19 protein-coding genes are annotated in these 22,124 nt (G+C 69.2%); 11 read left to right on the top strand and 8 right to left on the bottom strand.

What is annotated here, in order from left to right:
* Positions 1-378 precede the first annotated feature (378 nt).
* From ACZ5IK_RS28995 to ACZ5IK_RS28985, 3 genes are all read right to left on the bottom strand, one after another.
* Positions 379-1,485 carry an LLM class flavin-dependent oxidoreductase gene (locus tag ACZ5IK_RS28995; RefSeq protein ID WP_465490592.1) on the bottom strand — a complete coding sequence of 369 codons (1,107 nt, stop codon included), beginning with the start codon at positions 1,483-1,485 and terminating at the stop codon, positions 379-381.
* Between the two features lie 77 nt (positions 1,486-1,562).
* A complete protein-coding gene (locus ACZ5IK_RS28990) occupies positions 1,563-2,273 on the bottom strand; it encodes an MBL fold metallo-hydrolase (RefSeq protein WP_465490591.1) in 711 nt (236 codons plus the stop codon).
* Between the two features lie 17 nt (positions 2,274-2,290).
* Positions 2,291-2,815, bottom strand: coding sequence for a DinB family protein (locus ACZ5IK_RS28985; protein WP_465490590.1), 525 nt, complete (start codon positions 2,813-2,815; stop codon positions 2,291-2,293).
* A gap of 41 nt (positions 2,816-2,856) precedes the next feature.
* Between ACZ5IK_RS28985 and ACZ5IK_RS28980 the strand changes: the two genes are divergently transcribed.
* Positions 2,857-3,708 (top strand): DMT family transporter, encoded by an 852-nt coding sequence (locus ACZ5IK_RS28980; protein ID WP_465490589.1) that lies wholly within the window; start codon positions 2,857-2,859, stop codon positions 3,706-3,708.
* Here the strand turns inward: ACZ5IK_RS28980 and ACZ5IK_RS28975 are convergent.
* Together ACZ5IK_RS28975 and ACZ5IK_RS28970 are read right to left on the bottom strand one after the other, a co-directional pair.
* A complete protein-coding gene (locus tag ACZ5IK_RS28975) occupies positions 3,689-4,726 on the bottom strand; it encodes a FecCD family ABC transporter permease (RefSeq protein ID WP_465490588.1) in 1,038 nt (345 codons plus the stop codon). The two genes, ACZ5IK_RS28980 and ACZ5IK_RS28975, sit on opposite strands and share 20 nt — an antisense overlap.
* Before the next feature lie 23 nt (positions 4,727-4,749).
* The gene (locus ACZ5IK_RS28970) at positions 4,750-5,793 is read right to left on the bottom strand and encodes a FecCD family ABC transporter permease (protein ID WP_465490587.1); all 1,044 of its coding nucleotides are present in this window, start codon (positions 5,791-5,793) and stop codon (positions 4,750-4,752) included.
* Between the two features lie 145 nt (positions 5,794-5,938).
* On the opposite strand from ACZ5IK_RS28970, the gene ACZ5IK_RS28965 reads away from it, so the two are divergent.
* The 3 genes from ACZ5IK_RS28965 (at position 5,939) to ACZ5IK_RS28955 (ending at position 10,577) form a co-directional block, all read left to right on the top strand.
* On the top strand, positions 5,939-7,624 hold the full coding sequence (locus tag ACZ5IK_RS28965) for an ABC transporter ATP-binding protein (protein ID WP_465490586.1): 1,686 nt from the start codon (positions 5,939-5,941) through the stop codon (positions 7,622-7,624).
* Positions 7,621-9,378, top strand: coding sequence for an ABC transporter ATP-binding protein (locus tag ACZ5IK_RS28960; protein ID WP_465490585.1), 1,758 nt, complete (start codon positions 7,621-7,623; stop codon positions 9,376-9,378). The genes ACZ5IK_RS28965 and ACZ5IK_RS28960 overlap by 4 nt, the downstream gene beginning before the upstream one ends.
* A gap of 113 nt (positions 9,379-9,491) precedes the next feature.
* The gene (locus ACZ5IK_RS28955) at positions 9,492-10,577 is read left to right on the top strand and encodes an iron-siderophore ABC transporter substrate-binding protein (protein WP_465490584.1); all 1,086 of its coding nucleotides are present in this window, start codon (positions 9,492-9,494) and stop codon (positions 10,575-10,577) included.
* A 240-nt stretch (positions 10,578-10,817) separates the two neighbouring features.
* Here the strand turns inward: ACZ5IK_RS28955 and ACZ5IK_RS28950 are convergent, their stop codons facing one another.
* Both ACZ5IK_RS28950 and ACZ5IK_RS28945 read right to left on the bottom strand, forming a co-directional pair.
* On the bottom strand, positions 10,818-11,027 hold the full coding sequence (locus tag ACZ5IK_RS28950) for an MbtH family protein (RefSeq protein ID WP_007029404.1): 210 nt from the start codon (positions 11,025-11,027) through the stop codon (positions 10,818-10,820).
* A 44-nt stretch (positions 11,028-11,071) separates the two neighbouring features.
* Positions 11,072-12,415: a lysine N(6)-hydroxylase/L-ornithine N(5)-oxygenase family protein gene (locus ACZ5IK_RS28945; RefSeq protein WP_465490583.1), complete on the bottom strand. Its 1,344-nt coding sequence runs from the start codon at positions 12,413-12,415 to the stop codon at positions 11,072-11,074.
* Between the two features lie 137 nt (positions 12,416-12,552).
* On the opposite strand from ACZ5IK_RS28945, the gene ACZ5IK_RS28940 reads away from it, so the two are divergent.
* The 7 genes from ACZ5IK_RS28940 to ACZ5IK_RS28910 all read left to right on the top strand — a co-directional run bounded on the left by ACZ5IK_RS28940 (position 12,553) and on the right by ACZ5IK_RS28910 (position 20,384).
* Positions 12,553-13,500, top strand: a complete 948-nt coding sequence (locus tag ACZ5IK_RS28940) for a methionyl-tRNA formyltransferase (protein ID WP_465490582.1) — start codon at positions 12,553-12,555, stop codon at positions 13,498-13,500.
* 100 nt (positions 13,501-13,600) lie between these two features.
* Positions 13,601-14,563 (top strand): RNA polymerase subunit sigma-70, encoded by a 963-nt coding sequence (locus tag ACZ5IK_RS28935; RefSeq protein ID WP_465490581.1) that lies wholly within the window; start codon positions 13,601-13,603, stop codon positions 14,561-14,563.
* Positions 14,564-14,567: 4 nt separating this feature from the next.
* The gene (locus ACZ5IK_RS28930) at positions 14,568-15,005 is read left to right on the top strand and encodes a PPOX class F420-dependent oxidoreductase (protein WP_465490580.1); all 438 of its coding nucleotides are present in this window, start codon (positions 14,568-14,570) and stop codon (positions 15,003-15,005) included.
* Positions 15,006-15,137: 132 nt separating this feature from the next.
* Positions 15,138-17,243 carry an alpha-galactosidase gene (locus tag ACZ5IK_RS28925; RefSeq protein WP_465490579.1) on the top strand — a complete coding sequence of 702 codons (2,106 nt, stop codon included), beginning with the start codon at positions 15,138-15,140 and terminating at the stop codon, positions 17,241-17,243.
* A gap of 138 nt (positions 17,244-17,381) precedes the next feature.
* Positions 17,382-18,653 carry an extracellular solute-binding protein gene (locus tag ACZ5IK_RS28920; protein WP_465490578.1) on the top strand — a complete coding sequence of 424 codons (1,272 nt, stop codon included), beginning with the start codon at positions 17,382-17,384 and terminating at the stop codon, positions 18,651-18,653.
* Between the two features lie 34 nt (positions 18,654-18,687).
* Entirely contained in the window at positions 18,688-19,548 is an 861-nt protein-coding gene (locus ACZ5IK_RS28915; protein WP_465490577.1) for a carbohydrate ABC transporter permease, read from the top strand.
* On the top strand, positions 19,545-20,384 hold the full coding sequence (locus tag ACZ5IK_RS28910) for a carbohydrate ABC transporter permease (protein WP_465490576.1): 840 nt from the start codon (positions 19,545-19,547) through the stop codon (positions 20,382-20,384). Before ACZ5IK_RS28915 ends, ACZ5IK_RS28910 begins: the two co-directional genes overlap by 4 nt.
* Before the next feature lie 75 nt (positions 20,385-20,459).
* Here ACZ5IK_RS28910 and ACZ5IK_RS28905 read toward each other — a convergent pair whose 3' ends face one another.
* A complete protein-coding gene (locus ACZ5IK_RS28905; protein ID WP_465490575.1) occupies positions 20,460-22,097 on the bottom strand; it encodes an ABC-F family ATP-binding cassette domain-containing protein in 1,638 nt (545 codons plus the stop codon).
* Positions 22,098-22,124: the final 27 nt, after the last annotated feature.

Here is a 22,124-nt window from a genome sequence, read left to right as displayed (position 1 = left end):
TCCCGTCCACCATGCGGCCCGATAGCTATCCGGCGCCCCCCTACCCCCCCCCCCCCCCCCCCCCCCCCCCCCCCCCCCCCCCCCGACACCCTGGGGAGGCCGATGTGGCGCTCATCGTGGGTCGGAACCTTCAGCCCCGGCAGGAACACCGCCCGCGCCCGACACCGAAACCGGCACGAGCACGCCACGTTTGCCCTTCTCCTCAATAGAACCCCCTTTTGCCACTCACGACCCCCTTTGCAAAGTGTGAATATAGGCATCAATCAGACATTTACCCGCCTCCAAGTGTCCCGTGCGGCCCGTCCAGATCCGCGACGCCGAAGGCTCCCTTCACCGCATCGGACGCAGCAAAGGGAGCCTGCCCCCGCCAGAGTTGACTTACCCCTTTAATAGTCCCCTTCGCACCAACTCGGGCCGGACGCCTTCACCGAACCAGTACGCCTCCTCCAGATGCGGATATCCGGAGAGGACGAACTCCTCGATGCCGTAAGCGTGGTATTCCTCGATGAGGTCGGCGACCTCACGGTGACTGCCGACCAGCGCCGTTCCCGCACCACCGCGCACCAGACCGATCCCGGCCCACAGGTTCGGGTGGATCTCCAGCCCGCGGACGCCGCCTTCGGTGTTCCCCTTGTTCAGCGCCGCCATCCGCTGCTGACCGACGGACTCACTGGCGGACAGCTGTTTCTGGGTGTGGGCGATCCGCTCGGGATCGATCGCGTCCAGCAGTTTGCCCGCCTCGGCCCACGCCTCCGCCGACGTGTCACGGGAAAGGGTGTGCAGCCGGATGCCGAAGCGGAGCTTCCGGCCCTGTTCCTCGGCGAGCTCACGGACCTTCGCGATCTTCTCGGCGACCTGCGCGGGCGGCTCACCCCAGGTCAGGTAGACGTCGGCGTGCCTGGCCGCGATCGGCAGCGCCGCCGCGGACGAGCCCCCGAAGTAGATCGGCGGCACCGGATCCGGCGCCGCGCGCGAGGTCGCGCCCTCGACTTTCAGGTGCTCGCCGTCGAAGTCGAACGGCTTGCCGCTCCACACCCCTCGCACGATCTCGAGGAACTCGCCGGTGCGGGCGTAGCGCTGGTCGTGGTCGTGCCAGTCGCCGAAGCGACGCTGCTCGACCGCGTCGCCACCGGTGACGACGTTGAGCAGCACGCGACCCTGCGAAATCCGCTGGAACGTCCCGGCCATCTGCGCGGCGAGCGTCGGCGAGACCGTCCCCGGCCGGAACGCGACAAGGAACTTGAGGGTTCTCGTCTCGCGGATCAGCGCCGCCGTCGTCAGCCAGGCGTCCTCACACCAGGTCCCGGTCGGGGTCAGGACCCCTTCGAAACCGTTGGCTTCGGCGGCGCGGGCGACTTGGGCGAGGTAATCGAGGCTCGGCTCGCGAGCGGCTGTCGCGCCCGCGTCGCGGCTGGCGTGGAAGTGCTCCACGATCGTCCGGCCGTCCCCGGTGGTGGGCAGGAACCAATGCAGCTTGAGCGTCACGGTCCCGAGCTTCGGCTTCCGGGGCAGGCCGGGTCAATCGGCTGGCCTCGCGTCCCGCGATCTGGACGCCGCCGAGCTCAGCCGCCGAACATCCGCCGCCATTCGTCCAGAGACTTCGGCTGGAACACGAAGTTCGTGTCCCGCACCTGCGAAAGGTTCGCCGACGGTTCGGCCGAGTACTGGTGTCCCGGGTAGACGACCGGATCCCCGTCCAGTCCGGCGAGCCATTGCAGGCTCCGGTAGATCGCTTCCGCGTCACCGCCGGGGAAGTCGGTCCGTCCGCAGCCTTCGAGGAACAGCGTGTCACCCGAGACGAGCCGCCCATCGACGAGGAAGCACTGGCTGCCGGGCGTGTGTCCCGGTGTGTGCAGCAGCCGGATCGGCACCGCGCCGACCTCGAGGACCTCGTCATGTTCGTGCGAGCGCAGATCGGCTCCGGAGACGCCGGTGGTGCGGCGGACCCATTCGGCTTCCGCGCCGTTGACGTGGATCGGCACCTGGACCCGCTCCAGCAGCTCGGCGATCCCGGGCAGTGAGAAGCCCATCATCTCGCCGCCGACGTGGTCGGGGTGGTGATGCGTGGCGAGGACGCCGGTGAGCCGCATGCCGTCGGCCTCCAGCAGGTCGAGCAGATCGCCCACGGCGTACGCCGGGTCGACGACGACGGCCTCGTTCGTCTCCCTGTCGCCGATCAGGTAAGCGAAGTTGACCATCTGCGTCGCGACCGGATCCCCCACCGCGAAGTCACGGCCCGCGAGCAACTGCCGGAAGTACAGCCTGTCAGCCATGCGCACACCTTACGGCGCTATTCGCCGACCGTGCCGTCGGCCAGCTCCCGCAAGACGTCCAGGTGCCCGACGTGCCGCGCGGTCTCCTGCAGGACGTGCGCGAGCACCCATCGGACGGTGAACTTCCCCGACCGGCGCGCTCGCTCGTCCGGCGAGGCCCCGGCCAGCGACGACTCCGAGAACGCCCACTCGGCCCGGTATGCCTCGACGACCGAGCGCGGGTCGTCCGCGTCGGTCAGATCCCAGCTCGGATCCGGTGAGCCTTCCCACAGTGACGGCAGGTCCGCGCCGCCCGCCTCGATCGAAAGCCACCAGCGCTCCACCGCGGTCAGGTGTTTGAGCACGCCCAGCGCGCTCGTGCGCGGGGACGCCGGCAACGGCGTCGCGGCCGCCTGTTCCCTGGTCAGCCCCGCGACCTTGTTCACCGCGGTGGCGCGGAGGAAGCGCAGGAAGTCCCACTGGATCCCGGCCTCGTCTTCGGCGATGGCATCCGGCCAGGACCGGTCGACCGGCCCGGCGACACTCGAACTCGTGTTCGACATCCGGCCACCTTACACATCGGACAGGACTAGGCTGACGCTCCATGTGGTGGGGACTTGTCTGCGCGTTCTTCGCGGCCTGTGCGTACGGCGTCGCTTCGGTGATGCAGGCGATAGCCGCGAAGGCGACTTCCGGTGACGAAGATCGTGTCGACCCCAAGCTCCTCGTCCGCGTGCTGCGGCAATGGAAGTTCGTCGCGGGCCTAGCGCTGGACGTCGTCGGATTCGTCGCGCAGCTCGCCGCCCTGCGCGTGCTGCCGCTGTTCGTGGTCCAGGCCGCGCTGGCGGGAAGCCTCGCCGTGACCGCGGTCGCGGCGAGGACGCTCGGTGTCCGGTTGGGACGTCGCGAGTGGACGGCGGTCGCGGTCGTCTGCGCCGGGCTCGCGCTGCTCGGGATGTCGGCGGAGAGCGAGGGTTCGGCGGCGACCGGGCTGGGCTTCCGGCTCGTGCTGATCGGCGCGGTGATCGTGCTCGGCACCGCCGGGATGCTCGCCGGCCGCGCGCCGCGGCGGATCCGGACACCGGCACTGGGCCTGATCGCCGGACTGTGTTTCGGCGTGGTCGCCCTTTCCGGCCGCGTGCTCACCAGCCTCGCCCCGCTGGACCTGCTGACCGACCCGGCCATCTACACGCTCGCCGTGGCGGGCGCGCTGGCGATGTTGTTCTACGCCACCGCGCTGCAGCGTGGCAGTGTCACCACCTCGACCGCGATGATGGTGATCGGCGAGACCGTCTTCCCTTCCCTGGTCGGGGTCATCGTGCTGGGAGACACCACGAGGCCCGGCTTCGCGGCCGTGGCGGTGGTCGGGTTCGCGCTCGCGGTTTCGGCGGCGCTGGCGCTCGCCCGCTTCGGCGAACCCGCGCCGATCGAGCCGGTCAGCGCGCAGACCGGCTGACCCCGCGCCGGGACACCAGCAGCCAGGCCAGGTACAGCCCGCCGATCGCCCCGGTCACGAGGCCGACGGGCAGCCCGGCGAACAACTGCTGGGTGATCAGGTCGCTCGCCACCAGCAGGAGCATGCCCATCAGCGCGGCCGCGGCGAGCCCGGGTCCGGACGAGCGCGTGAGCCGTTTCGCCAGCTGAGGCGCGGCGAGGGCCAGGAACGCGATCGGACCGGCGGCCGCCGTCGCGATCGAACACAGCCCGACGCTGACACCGAGGAGCACCAGCCTGCTCCGTTCGACCGGCACGCCGAGCCCCTTGGCCGAGTCGTCGCCCATCTCCAGCAGGGAAAGCCTTCTGCCGTAGACGAAGGCGGGCGGGAGCAGGACGGCGATCGCGATCGCCACCGGGATGACGTGCTCCCAGCCTCGTCCGTTCAACCCGCCGACAAGCCATGCCTGTGCCGCCAGGCCGTCCTGCTGGGCGGCCCTGGTGATCAGGTACGAGTTGAACGCGATGAGCATCGCGTTCACGCCGATCCCGACGAGGATCAGCCGGAACGCGTGCACGCCGCGTTTGAACGCGAGCAGCGCGATCAGCGCCGCGGTCACCACGCCGCCGACCAGCGCGCCGAGCGAGACCTGGAGCATCCCGCCGTGCACCACGATGATCGTCAGCAGCGCGCCGCCGGCGGCGCCTTCGGTGAAGCCGATGAAGTCGGGGCTGCCCAAGGGATTTCCGGAAAGACTCTGCAGGATCGCGCCACTGATCGCGAGCGCGCCGCCGACCAGCAGCGCCGTCAACAGCCGCGGCAGCCGCAGGGTGGTCACGATGAACTCGGTGCTCCGGTCGCCGAAGCCGAACAGCGTCTGGATGACCTCGCCGACGGACAGCGGGTAGTCGCCGGTGGTCATGCTGACCGCGCCGACGAAGAACACGGCGACGGCCAGCACGACGACGACGATCGCCGCCCTCGGGGTGACCCGCAGGGAAAGTCCGCCGCCCGGGGTGCGCAGGACGCGGGTGCTCATCGGTGGGTGCTCCTTGATCGCGGTCACAGCCGGGCCAGCTTCCTGCGTCGGCAGAGGGCGATGAACACCGGCGCCCCGAGGAACGCGACCACGATGCCCGCCTGCAGTTCCTCCGGCGGGTTCAGCACGCGGCCGACGACGTCGGCGCCGATCAGCGCGATCGGCGCGAGCAGCATCGAGTACGGCAGGACCCAGCGCTGATCCGGGCCGACCAGCAGGCGCGCGGCGTGCGGCACGGCGAGACCGAGGAACAGGACCGGCCCGATGGCCGCGGTACCCGCGCCGCACAGCAGCATCACCACGATCGCGCCGAGCACGCGGGTGCGGCCGACGTGCGCGCCGAGGGCCTTGCCGGTCTGGTCGCCGAGCGCGAGGACGTTGAGCGGCCGGGCGAGCAGCAGCGCGATGATCGCGCCGACCACCACGAACGGCGAGATCTGCCAGAACACGTCCCATTTCCGGCCGCTGAGCGAGCCGACGTTCCAGAACCGGAACTGGTTGAACGTCTCGGGCATCAGCAGCAGGACACCGACGATGTAGGCCTGGAGCACCGCCATCACGGCCGAACCGGCGAGCACGAGGCGATCCGGGGTGGCGCTGCGCCCGGCCGAGCCGAGGACGTACACCAGGACCGAGGCGATCGCCGCGCCCGCGAAGGCGAACCAGATGTAGCCGAGCACGCTGGTGACACCGACGAAAGCGATACCCGAGACGACCGCGGCCGCGGCACCGGTGTTGACCCCGAGCAGGCCGGGGTCGGCGAGCGGGTTCCGGGTGAGCGCCTGCATCACCGCGCCCGCCAGGCCGAACGCCGCGCCGACGACGACCCCCAGCAGGGTCCGCGGGATGCGGAGGTCGTGGATGATCACCGCGTCGGTCGAGCCGTCGTTGTGCCACAGCACCGACCAGGTGGAAGTGAACGGGATGCTCTTCGACCCCACCCAGATACTGAGCAGGAACACGAGCGCCAGCAGGGCGACCCCGAGCACCAGACCGCCCGCGCGGAACGTTCGTGCCGCCGTGCCCGGCGGGGACGCCGCCGCGGGCGCGCGTTCGGTGGCGACCACGGAACCTCCTTCGAACGAGGCGAGCTGACCGAACGCCGGAGTCCACCTCAACGAGCTACCTACTTAGACTAGCCTTACCTACCCCTGGGCCAGTTGGCGGAGCCGGGGCAGGTTCACCCACTGACGAAAGAGAACGGAGGCGCCGGTGCCCGCAACGGCCACCAGCAGCCGGAGCGTCCTGCGCCAGGCGATTTCCGGGCAGCGACGGCAAGTCACGCTCGCATCCGTGCTCGCCGCCTGCCATCAAGGCGGCGAAGCACTCGTCCCGGTGATCATCGGCGTGGTCATCGACCAGGCCGTCGCCGGCGGTTCGGCGGGCACGCTCGTGTTCTGGCTCGCCGTACTCGGCGTGGTCTTCGCGGGACTGTCCTATAGCTACCGGTTCGCCGCGCGCGCGGCCGAAGTGGCCTCGCTCCGGGCGGCGCACGACATCCGCCTCGCGATCAGCAGGCGCGTCCTGCATCCCGGCGGTGGCGCCGAAAGCGGCAAGCTGGCGGGCGAACTGGTCAACATCGGCACCAGTGACGCGCAACGGGTCGGGGTCGTGAACGCGGCGCTGCCGTTCGGGATCGCCGCGCTCGCCGGTGTCCTGGTCAGCGCCGTCGCCCTGCTGCGCATCTCGCTGCCGCTGGGCCTCCTGGTCCTCCTGGGCACCCCTCCGTTGCTGTACCTCGCGCATCTGATCGGCAGGCCGCTGGAACGTCGGAGCGAAGCCGAACAGGAGCGGTCGGCGCACGCTTCGGGGGTCGCCACGGATCTGGTCTCCGGTCTGCGGGTCCTCAAGGGCATCGGGGCCGAACCTGCCGCCGTCGCCCGCTATCGCGAAACGAGCCAGAACTCGCTCCAGGCGACCTTGCGCGCCGCGCGGGCCAAGGCCTGGCACGACGGCGCGGTGCTCGCGCTGACCGGGATCTTCATCGCGATCGTCGCCCTGGTCGGCGGGAACCTCGCGTCGTCGGGGTCGATCAGCGTCGGCGACCTCGTCGCCGCCGTCGGGCTCGCCCAGTTCCTCCTCACCCCGTTCCTGATCTTCGGGTGGGTCAACGGCGAGCTGGCGCAGGGCCGCGCCTCGGCGTCCCGGGTCGCCGACCTGCTGACCACGCCGACCGCGGTCGAGGCCGGTGACGGCGATCTCCCTTCGCCCGCCACCGGGAACGTCCGCTTCACCGAGGTCTCGTACGGCAGCCTCCGCGGTGTCGACCTCGAAATCCCCGCCGGTCAGCTGATCGGTGTCGTCGCCACCGACCCGGCCACCGCGACCGACCTGCTCGACTGCCTCGGCCGCGCGGGCGATCCCGTCGAGGGCAAGGTCCACGTCGACGGCGTCGACCTGTCCACTGTGGACCCCGAGCGCGTCCGGGAAGTCGTCCTGGTCGCCGCGCACGACGCGGACCTGTTCGAAGGAACGCTGGCGGAGAACGTCCATGCCGGTGGCGCCGCTTCCGACGAGGCCCTGGCCGCGTCGGCGGCGGACGAGGTCGCGGCGGCGTTGCCGGACGGCACCGCGACCGCGGTCACCGAACGCGGGCGCTCCCTTTCCGGCGGCCAGCGGCAGCGCGTCGCCCTCGCCCGCGCGCTCGCCGCCGACGCGCCGGTGCTCGTCGTCCACGACCCGACGACGGCGGTGGACACGGTGACCGAGGCGAAGATCGCCACCGGGCTCGCCCGGCTACGACAAGGACGGACCACGATCCTGGTGACCACGAGTCCCGCCCTCCTCGCCGTCACCGACCGCGTCGTCGTCCTCGACGGCGGCCGGGTCACGGGTGAAGGCGGCCACGCCGACCTCGCCCGCGATCGCGCCGACTACCGCGCGGCGGTGCTGTCATGACCCGCGAGCTGCTCCCCACCGCCGACGGCAAGCGGATCCGCGCCGTCCTCGGCGAACTGCTCCGCACCTCGAAGGCCCGCGCCGCCGGCGCGCTCCTGACGCTCGTCAGCGCGACCGCGATCGGGCTCCTCACCGCCCGTCTGCTCGGCCAGATCGTCGATCTCGTCGTCGAGAAACGCCCCGCGACCGAGCTGACCACCCCGGTGGTCGCGCTCGTCCTGGTAGCCGTCGCGCAGGCGATCGCGACGGCGGTGGGTGTCTCGCTGACCGCGAGGCTCGGCGAAACCCTGCTGGCGGAACTGCGCGAGCGGTTCGTCGACCGGGCCTTGAGCCTGCCTCTCGAGCAGGTCGAACGCGCGGGCTCCGGCGACCTGACCGCGCGGGTCACCAACGACGTCATGGTGGTCGCGAGGGCGGTCCGCGACGCCTTGCCCGAACTCGGCCGCTCGGCTCTCACCATCGTGCTGACGCTCGGCGCCCTCGCCGTCCTCGACTGGCGGTTCCTCCTGGCCGCGCTGCTGGCGACGCCGATCCAGCTGCACACCGTGCGCTGGTACGTCCGCAACGCCGTCCCGTTGTACGCGAAGCAGCGGATCGCGACGGGATCGCAGCAGCAGCAACTGCTCGACACGATCGGCGGCGCGAAGACCGTCCGCGCGTTCCGGCTCGCCGACGCCCACGTGGAGCGGGTCCGGCAGCGGTCCGAGGGCGCGATGGAACTGATGCTGCGCGGCGTCCGGCTGATGACGACGTTCTTCGCCCGGCTGAACCTCGCCGAGTTCGTCGGTCTCTCAGCCGTGCTCGCGGCCGGTTTCCTGCTGGTGGGCGCCGACGCGGTGACCATCGGCGCGGCGACGGCGGCGGCGTTGTACTTCCACAGCCTGTTCGGGCCGATCAACACCGCGCTGGCGCTGGTGGACGACGCGCAGGCGGCCGCCGCGAGCCTCGCCCGGCTGATCGGCGTCGCCGACCTGCCTGCCCCGCGCGAGCCCGAGCTGCCCGCGAAACCCCTTGACGCGTCGGTGAAAGCGGCCGGGGTCTCCCATTCCTATGTGGATGGACACCCGGTACTGCGCGACGTCGACCTGAGCCTCGCCCCCGGCGAGCGGGTCGCCCTGGTCGGCGCGAGCGGAGCCGGGAAGACGACGCTGGCCAAGCTGATCGCCGGGATCCACACCCCGGGCTCCGGCACGGTCTCCGTCGGCGGGGTCCCGCTCGACGAACTCGGGCCGTCCGCCACCCGGCAAGCCGTCGCGCTGATCAGCCAGGAGGTGCACGTCTTCGCCGGGTCGCTGGCGGACGACCTCCGCCTGGCCAGGCCCGGCGCGTCGGACGCGGAACTGCTGGCGGCGCTGGAAAAAGTCGGCGCGCGCGGGTGGGCCGAGGCGTTGGGCGAGGGTCTTGCGACCGTGGTCGGTGAAGGCGGGCATCAGCTCACCGTCACCCAATCCCAGCAGCTGGCGCTGGCCAGGCTGGTCCTCGCGGACCCGCCGATCGCGATCCTCGACGAGGCCACCGCCGAAGCCGGAAGCGCGGGCGCGAAGACCCTCGAAGCCGCCGCGGCAGCCGCGCTCGAAGGGCGGACCGGTCTCGTCGTAGCGCACCGGCTGACGCAAGCGGCGGCCTCGGATCGCGTCGTCGTGCTCGACGCGGGCGTGGTCGTCGAAAGCGGGACGCACGACGAACTCGTGGCTTCCGGTGGTCAGTACGCAACGCTGTGGGCGGCCTGGTCGGACAACCGTTCACAGACGTGACCCGGGACGCAGCGTCGCCGGTTGCAATCGGCCGTTCGGCGTCTTAGGTTAGCCAAACCTGAATTTCGATTAATCCGGCATTTCGCCGGGTCTCCGATCAAAAAGGACGGACGATGGCCCGAATCTCCACCCTCTCCGCCGTGCGAGGGCGCCTGAGGACCGCCGGCGTGCTGGCGTCCACCCTGGTGCTGGCAGCCTCGCTCACCGCGTGCGGAGGTGGCGGCGAGTCGGCCACCCCGGCCGCGCAGAACTCCGCGGGCGGGGCCGTCGACGCGAACGCGTTCCCGACCACGATCGAGCACAAGTACGGCAGCACCACCATCACCCAGGAGCCCCAACGCGTCGTCACGGTCGGACTGACCGAGCAGGACGCGCTGCTCGCCCTCGGGGTGGTCCCGGTCGGGGTCACGGAGTGGCTCGGCAAGTTCCCCGGCACCATCGCCCCGTGGGCGACCGACAAACTCGGTGGCGCCGCGCTGCCTGAGGTCCTCAAAGACGTCGACGGGCCGCAGTACGAGAAGATCGCCGCGCTCAAGCCGGATCTGATCATCGCGCTGTACTCGGGGCTCACCAAGGAGCAGTACGACAAACTGGGCCAGATCGGCGTCCCGGTCGTCGCGCAGCCCAAGGAGTACAACGACTACGGCATCCCGTGGCAGGAGGCGACCAAGAAGGTCGGCCAGGCCGTCGGGCGCACGACCAAGGCGAACGAACTGGTCAAGGGCGTCGAGGACAAGTTCGCCCAGGTCCGCAAGGAGCACCCGGAGTTCGCGGGCAAGTCGGGCCTGATGGCCTCGACCTACGAGGGCTACTTCGTCTACGGCAGCCAGGACCCGCGCTCGCGCATCCTCGAATCGCTCGGCTTCAAGCTGCCCGCCGACCTCGACGCCGCGATCGGCGACAAGTTCGGCAAGGCCATCAGCGCCGAGCGGACCGACCTGCTCGACCGCGACGCGCTCGTGTGGCTCATCGACACCCCGGCCAAGGCGCAGGAGATCTTCGGCAAGGACGCGCTCTACACCGGGCTGAAGGTGGCGAAGGAAAAGCGTGAGATCTTGATCGAGAACGAAGGCACCTACGGCAGCGCCGTCTCCTTCGTGACCGTGCTGAGCCTGCCTTACGTGGTCGACCGGATCGTCCCGCAGCTCGCCGCTGCTGTCGACGGCGATCCGAAGACCGAGGTGAAACCCGCTTCCTGAGCCGTTCCGGGCAGGAACAGGGCCGCGAGCTTTCCGCTCGCGGCCCTGTTTCGTGCTGTGGGTCTTTGTCGAGCACGCATTTAGTCCTCTAAATGCGGGGGTGGCGCCACCCGCTCCGTGTCATGAAAGGGGCTTTCAAGACGTTTTTCGTCCTGAAAGCCCCTTTCATGACACTCGCGCGCGCCCGCGGGTCCTGAGAGTCCGCGTTTAGTCCTCTAGATGCGAGTCGGGCGAAGCGGGTCAGGACTCCATGGCCTTGACGAGCGAAGCGGGCCGCAGGTCGGTCCAGTTGGTCTCGACGTACTCGAGGCACTCCGGACGCGAGGCCGGGCCGAACTTCGTGGTCCAGCCCGCCGGGACCTCGACGAACTCGGGCCACAGGCTGTGCTGACCCTCGTCGTTGACCAGCACCAGATACGTGCCGTCGGGGTTCTCGAACGGATTCGTCATGCCTTGTTCTCCTTCTGTGTATCCGGTGAATCGGCCCCGGCCGGTCAGGCGGGCCCGATGCCGCTCACCGCGTACTCGGGCCGGGACGCGTCGGCGGTGCGCCGGTCCACAATGGACTCCAGGATCTCGCCGACCCGGACGGCGGTGTTGGACAGCAGCGACGACGTGATGCCGTGCGAGTGTTCGGTGCCGCCCTGCAGGTAGATCCCGCCGTCCAGCGGCGGTTCGGTGACGATCCGGTAGTCGCGTTCGATCCGGAGCCTGCCCTCGTCGTCACGCAGGCACGCGGAGGCGAGCTCGCCGAGCAACGGGGTCGGATCCGCCGGGCTGTACCCGGTGGCGTACACGACGAAATCGGCATCCAGCCGGGTCCGCTCCCCGGTCTCCAGTGCCTCGATGGTGACCCGGACCTCGGATCCGGTGTCGGTGACTTCGGTGGGACGGGAGACGTTGATCAGCTTCAGCCGCTCGATCCCCTGCACCTTCTCGCGGTAGACGCGGCGGTACAGGTCGTCGATCAGGTCGATGTCCACGGCCGAATAGTTGGTCGCGCCGTGGTAGCGCATCAGGCGCTCCTTGACCTCTTCCGGTGCCGCGTAGAACCGCCCGACCGCCTCGGGGTCGAAGATCCGGTTGGCGAACGCGCTGTCGTCGGCCGGGCTGTAGCCGTAGCGCGCGAACACCGCGCACACCTCGGCCCGGGGGAAGCGGTCGTGCAGCAGCGCGCTGACCTCCGCCGCGCTCTGACCGGCGCCGACGACGACGAACCGGCGCGGCTCCTCGGCGGCCATGCCTTCGAGGCGGTGCAGCATCTCGCTGTTGTGCCAGATCCGAGTGCCCGGCGTCACACCGTCGGGAAGGTTCGGCCGCAGACCGGTGCCCATCACCAGGTTGCGGGCGCGCAGGTTCACCAGTTCACCGTCGGTGCGCGCGTGGACGTCGAAGAACACGATCTCGTCGCCGTCGAAGACCGGCGTGACCGAAAGCACTTCGGTGCCATAGGAAACCAGGTCGTCGACCTTCTCCGCCGCCCATTCGAAGTAGTCGTGGAACTCGATCCGCAACGGGAACAGGTTCTTGTGGTTGATGAAGTCGACCAGCCGGTCCTTGCTGTGCAGGTACGACAGGAAGCTGAAGGAACTCGTCGGGTTCCGCATCGTCGCCAGGTCCTTGAGGAAGGAGACCTGCATGGTGGCGTTGTCGATCAACATTCCGCGGTGCCAGCCGAAACGCGCCTGACGCTCGAGGAAGTGAGCCGTGACGGTCTCCGCCCCCGGCGTGGCGTTGTGTTCGGTGACGGCGATGGCGAGCGCCAGGTTCGACGGCCCGAACCCGACTCCGACCACGTCGTAGACCGGAACCCGTTCGCCGACCACTGCTCGTGCCATCGTGAACCCCTTGCGCGGCTCAGCCGCATCTCGTTAGCTCGCTATGAAGACCAGGGAACCCTAACCTAAGTTAGGTGAGGCTCAACTAGTACTTTCAGTGGTGATGTTCATCCCTCGACCAGGAGGAGGCCGGTCCCATGCGGGTCGCCATGTTCGGATACCAGACCTGGGGACACCGCACCCTGCGGGCGTTGATCGACGCGGGCCACGATGTCGCCCTCGTCGTCACCCACCCGAAGAGTGACCACGCCTACGAGAAGATCTGGTCCGACTCCGTCGCGGATCTCGCCGAGGCCAACGGGATCCGCGCGCTGCTGCGTCAGCGTCCCGACGACGCGGAACTGCTGGCGGAGCTGAAGGAAGCCGATCTCGACCTCATCGTCGCCAACAACTGGCGCACCTGGCTGCCACCCGAGATCTTCGAGATGCCGCGCCACGGCACGCTGAACGTCCACGACTCGCTGCTGCCCGCCTACGCCGGCTTCTCGCCGCTGATCTGGGCGCTCATCAACGGCGAGCCGGAAGTGGGTCTCACCGCCCACATGATGGACGCCGAACTCGACGCCGGCGACATCGTGCTGCAGCGGTCCGTCCCGGTCGGACCGAAGGACACGACGACGGATCTCTTCCACCGGACGGTCGATCTCATCGCGCCGATCACCACCGACGCCATCGAGATCATCGCGAAGGGGGACTTCACGCCGGTCAAGCAGGACAGGTCGAAGGCCAGCTTCTTCCACAAGCGCGCCCTCGAAGACAGTCTCATCGACTGGTCCTGGCCCGCCGAGGAGATCGAGCGGCTGGTGCGCGCGCAGTCCGACCCCTATCCCAACGCCTTCACCCACCACCGCGGCAAGCAGCTTCGCGTCGTCCGTTCCTCGGTGTCGGTGGGCCGCTATGGCGGCACCCCAGGCCGGATCTTCATCCGCGAGGGCGAAGGTGTCGTGATCGTCGCCGGCCCCGAAGCACGCCGCGGCCGGTCGCACGGGCTCGTCATCGAGCGGGTCCGGACCGAGGACGGCACCGAGCTGGCCGCCAACGAGTACTTCCGCACCATGGGCGGTTATCTCACCAACCGGCCCTGACCTGCGATTTCGTGGTCCCGCGAAAAAAGTCATCGCGGGACCGATGAGTCCGGCCGAAGGGCGCCGTTACATCGGGTAAGAACACTCGATGGGAGGCGCCATGACCGAAACGATCGCCGCGGCGAAGGCGGGGGACGAATCCGCCTTCGCCGCGCTCACCGGACGGCACCGGCGGGAACTGCACGTCCACTGCTACCGCATGCTCGGCTCGTTCGACGAGGCGGAAGACGTCGTCCAGGAAGCGCTGCTCAACGCCTGGCGCGGGCTGGACACGTTCGACGGCGGGAACTTCCGCGCGTGGCTGTACCGGATCGCGACCAACGCCTGCCTCGACACGATCCGCAAGAGCGAGCGGCGGGTGCCGTCACTGCGCTCGTTCGCAGAAGTCCCCTGGATCCAGCCGTATCCGGACAGGCTGCTCGACGAGATCGCCCCGCCCGAAGCCGGGCCGGACGCGCTCGCCGTCGCCAGGGAGACCATCGAGCTCGCCTTCCTCGCGGTCCTGCAGATGCTGCCGCCGCAGCAGCGCGCGGTGCTGATCCTGCGCGACGTGCTCGGCTGGCAGGCCAGTGAAACCGCCACCCTGCTGGATCTCTCGGTCCCCGCCGCGAACAGCGCGCTGCAGCGCGGCCGGGCGACCCTGCGCGAACGCCTTCCGCAGCAACGCGGCGACTGGTCCGCCTCGGCACCGTCCGAAGAGGAACGGGCGCTGGTCCGGCGCCTCATCGACGCCCACGACAGCGGCGATTTCAGCACACTGAGCAGCCTGGTCCGCGACGACGTCCGCGTCACCATGCCGCCGGAACCGAACTGCTACATCGGGCTCGAACACCTCGCCAGGCACGGCAGGATCGCCGAAGAGATGGGCGAGTGGCGCGCCGTCGCGGTCGACGCCAACCGGATGCCCGCGTTCGCCTCGTACCTGCGCCGCCCCGGCGACACCGAGTTCCGCGCCTTCAAACTCGACCTCCTCCGTGTCGTGGACGGCAAAGCGGCGGAGTTCACCACGTTCGACAGCCACCTGTTCCCGGCCTTCGGCCTGGACGCCGTTCTGAAGGGATGAAGCGATGCCGGAGAAGATGACCGACGAACAGCGCCGCGCCTTTCTCGCCGAAGGCACCCGCACCGCCGTCTTCGCGACGGTCCGCCCGGACGGCAGGCCGCACGCGGTCCCCGTCTGGTTCGCCCTGGACGGGGACGACGTCCTGGTCAACCTGGGCGCGGACACCGTCAAAGGCAAGGCGCTCAAGGAGAATCCGTGCGTGTCGGTGGTCGCCGACGACCCGCTTCCGCCGTACTCGTTCGTGAGCGTCGAGGGTGTCGCGGAGATCGTTTCGGACCCCGACGGGGTGCGTCGCGGTTCGGAGCTGATCGCGCGGCGGTACCTCGGGGAGGCCGGGCAGGAGGCGATGGAGGGCTGGCTGGCCTACGCGACCTCACCGGGAAAGGTGCTCGTGCGGGTGCGGCCGGAGCATTTCGTGGCGATCGCGAAGGTCGGTGGCTGACACGTCCGGTCCCGTCTCGTGAGTGGTAAGGACGGTTAGAACCGTCCTCACCACTTACGAGGCCCACCGCCCGATGTACCGCTAAGCGGAAGCCGCCTGGCCCCTGTCGCGCATCGGCACCAAGATGGCCTCGTGGCCGAGATCGTTTTCGACGAGAGCACCCGTTCCTGGCTCATCCGCACGGCGGCGACGAGCTACGCGCTCAGGCTGACCGAGGACGACACGCCCGCCCACGTCTATTGGGGTCCGGCGCTCACCTCCGACCAGCTCGCCGACGTCCTCCCCCGGACCAAAGAACGCTGGGACGCCTTCAACGATCCCAACGAGGGACTGGACGAACTCGCCGCCGACGGCGGGACCCGCTACTGGACTCCCGCGCTCCAGGTCCGGTTCGCCGACGGGACCCGCGCCCTCGAATGGCGCTACCTCTCCCACGACATCGGCGACGGGGTACTGCGCGTCCACCTCCGCGATCGCCACTATCCCCTGCGCGTCACGCTCGGCTATCGCGTCCCGGCGGGCACCGACGTCATCGAGCGCTGGACCGAACTCACCCACGGCGGCACGGAAGACCCGATCGAGGTCATCCGGGCCGACTCCGCGACCTGGGTCGTGCCGGTCCGGCCGGACTACCGGATCAGTCACGTCACCGGCCGTTGGGCCGCCGAGAGCCAACTGCTCCGGGAGGCGGTGCCCCACGGCGAGACCACCTTCGGCAGCAGGCGCGGGATCACCAGCCATCACGCCAATCCTTGGGTGATGCTCGACGACGGCGAAGCGACCGAGCGACACGGCGAGGTCTACAGCGCCGCGCTCGCGTGGAGCGGTTCCTGGCGGATCACCACCACCCGCTCGTCCGCCGGCCGCCTCACCGTGACCGGCGGCTTCGGGCAGGACGGCGTCGTCCCCCGGCTCTCCCCTGGCGACACGCTGACCACGCCCGTCTTCGCCGGGCTCTACACCGAAGGCGGGTTCGGCGCCGCGAGCCGCGCATGGCACGCGTACACGGTCGACCATGTCCTCCCGCACCCCGGCGAACTCCGGCCCGTGCTCTACAACTCCTGGGAAGCAACGGGTTTCGACGTCACCGAAGCAGGCCAGCGCGGGCTAGCAGAACAGGCGGCGGCGCTCGGTGTCGAACTGTTCGTGATGGACGACGGCTGGTTCGGCGCGCGGGACAACGACCACGCCGGACTCGGCGACTGGTACGTCAACCGCGACAAGTTCCCCGGCGGCCTCGGTCCGCTCATCGGCGACGTGCACCGGCTCGGCATGAAGTTCGGGCTCTGGGTCGAACCCGAGATGGTCAACCCGGACAGCGACCTCTACCGCGCGCATCCGGACTGGGTCCTGCACTATCCACAAAGGACACGCTCGGAACTGCGGCAGCAGCTGGTCCTCAACTTCGCCCGTCCGGACGTCGCCGAGTGGGCGTTCGGCAGCCTCGACTCCCTGGTCGGCGAGCACGGGATCGACATCCTGAAATGGGACATGAACCGTCCGTTCAGCGAAGCGGGCTGGCCCGCCGACGGCGACCCTGACCGGCTGTGGGTGGAGCACACCCGCGCGGTCTACCGGATCATCGACCGGCTGCGCGCCGGGCATCCCGGGCTGCGGATCGAGGCGTGCAGCGGCGGTGGCGGGCGGATCGACCTCGGGATCATGGCCAGGACGGACCAGGTCTGGACCTCCGACAACACCGACGCGCTCGACAGGCTCGTCATCCAGCACGGCTACGGCCAGGTGTACCCGGCACGCGCGATGGCGGCCTGGGTCACCGACGACCCCAACTTCGTCACCCACCGCTCCACCCCGCTGCGGTTCCGGTTCCACGTCGCGATGGCGGGAGTGCTCGGTATCGGCGGCGACATCGTCAAGTGGCCGTCGGACGACCTCGACCACGCCCGCGAACAGATCGCGCTGTACAAGGAGATCCGGCCGGTCGTCCAGCACGGCAGGCTGTACCGGCTCGTTCCGCCGTCCACAGACGGGGTTTCCGCGCTGCAGTACGTCGCGACCGATGGCGGGCGCGCGGTCGTGTTCGTGTTCCGGCAAGCGGCACATTTCCCCACTCCCGAACGACCGGTCCGGCTCGACGGTCTCGACCCCGCCGCCGGCTATCGCGACGAGGACACCGGAAAGGTGTGGCACGGCGCCTCGCTCCTGGCACACGGCCTGATGGCGGGCCTGCCGGAGGGCGATTTCGCCAGCGCGGTGATCCGGCTGAGCAAGCTCTGAGCACACCGATAGATCAGATGTATCGCCCGTTTCGGGTGCCAGAAGGGGCATCCGGCCGCTTGACATCGCCCTAGACATCCGATCGAATGCCGTCGCAGATGAGACGCCGTGCATCGCCGCGAGAAGGGTGACTGGGGCATGAGAAGGTCCTTCGCGTTGGGAGCGGCGCTACTCGTCGCCGCGAGCCTCACCGGCTGCACGGTCGGCGGCGGGACGGGGACTTCCGGCGGCGAGATCTCCTTCCTGACGTTCGAAACACCGAACCTGCCGCCGTCCTACTGGGACACCGCCATCAAACGCGTGACGGACCGGAATCCCGGCCTCAGCGTGAAAAAGCTGGTCGCCCCGTCGACCGATCGCACCGGGTACGCCAAGCAACTGCTGCAGTCCGGGCAGTTCCCCGACGTCGCGATCGCCGTCGACTCGGCCGGTTTCGCCGAATCGGGCAACCTCTACGCGTGGACGCCCGAGGAGCTCAAGGACTTCCAGTTCCCGGCCGCCAACCCGATCAAGGGCGGGCATCACCAGTTGCCCGCCAACACCCAGACCATCCCGCCGGTCTACTACAACAAGAAGCTCTTCGCCGACGCCGGGATCACGTCGGCTCCGGCGACCTGGGCCGAACTCCTTGCCGCGTCGGAGAAACTGAAAGCGAAGGGCATCACGCCGTTCACCATCGGCGGCGGCAAAGAGGGGTTCCCGTCCGCGATGCTGCTGGACGGGCTGGTCAGTGTCGAGGTCTACGGCAAGACCCCGGACTGGCTTTCCCAGCGGCGGGCCGACAAGGTCAAGTTCACCGACCCGGCCTTCCAGCAGGCGTTCGGCAAGTTCGCCGACCTGGTGGCCAAGGGCTACGTCGACAAGACGCAGGTCTCGCGGGACTACTCGGCGACCGAAGCGGCCTTCCTCAACGGCGAAGGCGCGATGTACCCGATGGGCAACTGGTTCGCCGCCAGCGCCGACGCCAAGAAGCCGTCGTTCGACATCGGCGTCTTCAACTTCCCCTCCGAGGACGGGAAACTCGTCGTGCCCGCCTACACCGGCGGCGGCATCGTCGTGAACGCCAAGTCCCCGAACCTCGACGCGGCGAGGAAGTTCGCGCTCGCATTCCAGCTCGACAAGGAGCAGATCGACGCCTCGGTCAAGGCCGACGGCCTGTTCCCCGCGATCAAGGGTTACACGCCGCCGTCCGACGCGGGCCCGGTTTTCAAGGCGGGCTACGAGCTCTACCGGGAGGCCGTGGCGAAGAACGCTGTCGTGAACGCCTTCAGCTGGGAGACCGCGGACGACGGTCTCCTGCCGGGGATGAAGGACAAGGTCTACCAGGCCGCCCAGGACGTCATCACCGGCCGCAAGACGGTGGCCGACGTGTGCGCGTTCCTGGACGCCGAGTGGGCGAAGGCGCGCTGACGCCACGATGCGGAGAAAACCGATCCTGCCACGGGTGTGGCACTTCGCCTCGTTCGGCGCACCCGGCGTCCTCATCTATCTCTGCTTCGTCATGGCGCCGATCCTCATCAGCTTCGGCTACAGCCTGACGAACCACAACCCGTTCAACCCGCCTTCGGAGTTCGTGGGCTTCGAGAACTACAAGCTGCTGTTCCAGGACGAGCAATTCCTGACCGCGCTCTGGGTCACCACGATCCTGACCGTGATCGTGGTGGTCGTGCCGAACGTGCTCGGCCTCGGCGTCGCGTTGCTGCTCGACCGGAAAGGCTTGCTGTACAACGCTTTGCGGAGCGTGTTCTTCACGCCCGTGATCCTCAGCTCGGTCGTGGTCAGCATCATCTGGACGAAACTGCTCGACGACCGGGGCCCGGTCAACGACCTCCTCCGCTCGATCGGCGTCGACCATCCGCCGGGCTGGTTGTCGGATCCGGATCTCGCGCTGTACTCGGTCGCGTCGATCGTGTGCTGGCAGATGCTGGGATTCTGCGTGGTCGTGTACCTCGCGGGCCTGCAAGGCGTCCCGGCCGAACTGCTGGAGGCGGCGGAGATCGACGGCGCCGGGCCGGTTCGGCGGTTCCGCGCGGTGACCTGGCCGCTGCTCGCGCCGTCGCTGACGATCAACACGGTCGTCCTGCTGATCTCGGCGTTCAAGACCTACGACCACGTCAAGGTCGTCACCAACGGCGGGCCGGGTTCGGGGACCACCGCCACCATCGCCTTCAACGTCCTCGCCACCGGCCTCGACGCGAACCACGTCGGCTACGCGTCCGCGATGGCCGTGGTGATGCTGGTGATAGTGGCGACGCTGACCACGATCGTGCTGCGGTTCCTGCGGCGGCGGGAGGTCGACCTGTGACCACAGTGGACGGTTCACGGCGTTCGTGGCTGCGCCCCACCGCGGCGATCCTGGTGAGCGCGATCTTCTTTGTGCCGCTGTACTACGTACTCGTCAACGTCTTCAAACCCGGCGATCGGATCGCCCAGGAGCCGGCGTCGGTCCCGCTGCCACCGACGCTGACCAACATCCACGCCGTGCTCACCCGGCCCGACGGCCTGTTCTGGGTGAGCCTGGCGAACAGCATGCTCGTCACCCTGCTGTCGATCATCGTGCTGACGGTGCTTTCGGCCATGCTCGGGCACTACCTGGCGCGCTCCGCCAAGCGATGGACCAAGGTACTCGCGCTGATCCTGCTGGCGGGTTTGATGATCCCGCCGCAGGTGATCCTGATCCCGGTCACCGAAGTGCTCCGGCTGACCGGGATGATGGCGACGCTGCAAGGCCTGGTGCTGTTCAACGTCGGGTACTACGTGCCGTTCGGCGTCTTCGTGTTCACCGGGTTCATCCGCGGGGTTCCGGTGGAACTCGAGGAGGCCGCCCTGCTCGACGGGGCGAGCAGGGGCCAGGTGTTCTGGCGGATCGTGTTCCCGCTGCTGCGCCCGGCCACGGCGAGCGTCCTGATCTTCCTCGGGGTGTGGATCTGGAACGACTTCATCGACCCGCTGATCATCCTCGGCCCCAGTCAGGGGACCACGATCACCACCGGGATCTACCGGTCGATCGGCCAGTACCAGGCCGATCTCGGCAGCGTGTTCGCGCTGATGTTCCTGGCGACCCTGCCGGTGCTGATCTTCTACCTGGCGCTGCAGAAGCAGTTCGTGAAGGGACTCACCGGCGGCGCGACCAAAGGCTGACCCAGATAGACCGCGTTTAGTCCTCTAGTTGCGGTAGTGCGTGATGCCAACTACCGCAACCAGAGGACTAAACGCTCAGAGTTCGGTGACCTTCCCGTCGGTCACTTCCAGCCGCCGCGTCGTCGCGACCGCGTCCAGCATCCGCCGGTCGTGCGTCACCAGCAGCAGCGTCCCCGGGTACTCCGCCAGCGCCGACTCCAGCTGCTCGATCGCGGGCAGGTCGAGGTGGTTGGTCGGCTCGTCGAGCACCAGCAGGTTGACGCCGCGCGCCTGCAGCAGCGCCAGCGCTGACCGGGTCCGCTCCCCCGGCGACAGCGTGGCCGCCGGCCGCAGGACGTGCGCGGCCTTCAACCCGAACTTCGCCAGCAGAGTCCGCACGTCGGCGTCGGCGAGCTCCGGGACCTCGCGGGCGAACGCCTCGACGAGCGGCAGGTCACCGAGGAACAGCTTCCGCGCCTGGTCGACCTCGCCGACCACGACACCGGAGCCGAGCGACGCGGCGCCCTCGTCGACCGCGATCCGGCCGAGCAGGGCGGCGAGCAGGGTCGACTTCCCGGCGCCGTTGGCCCCGGTGATCGCGACCTTGTCCGCCCAGTCGATCTGCAGGTCCACCGGACCGAGGGTGAACCCGTCCCGCCGCACCGTCGCGCCGCGCAGGGTCGCCACGACCGCTCCCGCCCTGGGCGCCGCGGCGATCTCCATCCGCAGTTCCCATTCCTTGCGCGGTTCCTCGACAACGTCCAGGCGTTCGATCATGCGGTCCGTCTGGCGGGCCTTCGACGCCTGCTTCTCCGTCGCCTCGCTCCGGAACTTGCGGCCGACCTTGTCGTTGTCGGTGGCTTTGCGCCGGGCGTTCTTGACGCCCTTCTCCATCCACGAACGCTGCATCGCGCCACGGGCCTCGAGCGAGGACCTGGTGTTCGCGTACTCGTCGTACTCCTCGCGGGCGTGCCGCCGCGCGACGGCGCGTTCCTCCAGATAGGACTCGTAACCGCCGCCATAGGTCCGCACCTGTTGCTGGGCGAAGTCGAGTTCGACGACCCGGTCCACCGTGCGCGCGAGGAATTCCCGGTCGTGGCTGACCAGCACGGTCCCGGCGCGCAACCCGGTGACGAACCGCTCGAGCCGCTCCAGCCCGTCCAGGTCGAGGTCGTTCGTCGGCTCGTCGAGCAGGAAGATGTCGTAGCGGCTCAGCAGCAGCGAGGCCATCCCCGCCCGCGCCGCCTGCCCGCCGGACAGCGACAACATCGGCTGGTCGAGGTTGACCGTGAGCCCGAGGTCCGCGACGACCTCGGCCGCCCGGTCGTCCAGGTCGGCCCCGCCGAGCGCAAGCCAGCGATCGAGGGCGATCCCGTAGTCGTCGTCCGATCCGGGTTCGCCCGCGGTCAGCGCCTCGGTGGCGGCGTCGAGCGCGGCTTGCGCGGCGGTGACACCGGTGCGGCGCGAGAGGAACGCGCGAACGGATTCCCCTTCACGGCGTTCCGGCTCCTGTGGAAGGTGACCGACGGTGGCCATCGGCGGGTTCAGCCGGACGCTTCCCTCTTCCGGCGGTACGAGGCCGCCGAGAGTCTTCAGCAGGGTCGACTTGCCCGCGCCGTTCACACCGACGAGACCGATCACTTCGCCCGGGGCGACGACCAGGTCGAGACCGGAGAACAGAACACGGTCGCCGTGGCCGGCGGCGAGATCCTTGGCAACGAGTGTGGCGCTCATGAGATCAGTAAGTCTACGGGGACCGAT

The organism is Amycolatopsis sp. NPDC031561 (assembly GCF_055580625.1).
This window is presented reverse-complemented; position numbering and strand designations above follow the sequence as displayed.

Excerpts from the sequence above, each read along its gene's own strand:
- ACZ5IK_RS28990 (WP_465490591.1), bottom strand. The coding sequence starts at position 2,273 with ATGGCTGACAGGCTGTACTTCCGGCAGTTGCTCGCGGGCCGTGACTTC.
- ACZ5IK_RS28985 (WP_465490590.1), bottom strand. The coding sequence starts at position 2,815 with ATGTCGAACACGAGTTCGAGTGTCGCCGGGCCGGTCGACCGGTCCTGG.
- ACZ5IK_RS28980 (WP_465490589.1), top strand. The coding sequence starts at position 2,857 with ATGTGGTGGGGACTTGTCTGCGCGTTCTTCGCGGCCTGTGCGTACGGC.
- ACZ5IK_RS28975 (WP_465490588.1), bottom strand. The coding sequence starts at position 4,726 with ATGAGCACCCGCGTCCTGCGCACCCCGGGCGGCGGACTTTCCCTGCGG.
- ACZ5IK_RS28960 (WP_465490585.1), top strand. The coding sequence starts at position 7,621 with ATGACCCGCGAGCTGCTCCCCACCGCCGACGGCAAGCGGATCCGCGCC.
- ACZ5IK_RS28955 (WP_465490584.1), top strand. The coding sequence starts at position 9,492 with ATGGCCCGAATCTCCACCCTCTCCGCCGTGCGAGGGCGCCTGAGGACC.
- ACZ5IK_RS28950 (WP_007029404.1), bottom strand. The coding sequence starts at position 11,027 with ATGACGAATCCGTTCGAGAACCCCGACGGCACGTATCTGGTGCTGGTC.
- ACZ5IK_RS28945 (WP_465490583.1), bottom strand. The coding sequence starts at position 12,415 with ATGGCACGAGCAGTGGTCGGCGAACGGGTTCCGGTCTACGACGTGGTC.
- ACZ5IK_RS28940 (WP_465490582.1), top strand. The coding sequence starts at position 12,553 with ATGCGGGTCGCCATGTTCGGATACCAGACCTGGGGACACCGCACCCTG.
- ACZ5IK_RS28935 (WP_465490581.1), top strand. The coding sequence starts at position 13,601 with ATGACCGAAACGATCGCCGCGGCGAAGGCGGGGGACGAATCCGCCTTC.
- ACZ5IK_RS28930 (WP_465490580.1), top strand. The coding sequence starts at position 14,568 with ATGCCGGAGAAGATGACCGACGAACAGCGCCGCGCCTTTCTCGCCGAA.
- ACZ5IK_RS28920 (WP_465490578.1), top strand. The coding sequence starts at position 17,382 with ATGAGAAGGTCCTTCGCGTTGGGAGCGGCGCTACTCGTCGCCGCGAGC.
- ACZ5IK_RS28905 (WP_465490575.1), bottom strand. The coding sequence starts at position 22,097 with ATGAGCGCCACACTCGTTGCCAAGGATCTCGCCGCCGGCCACGGCGAC.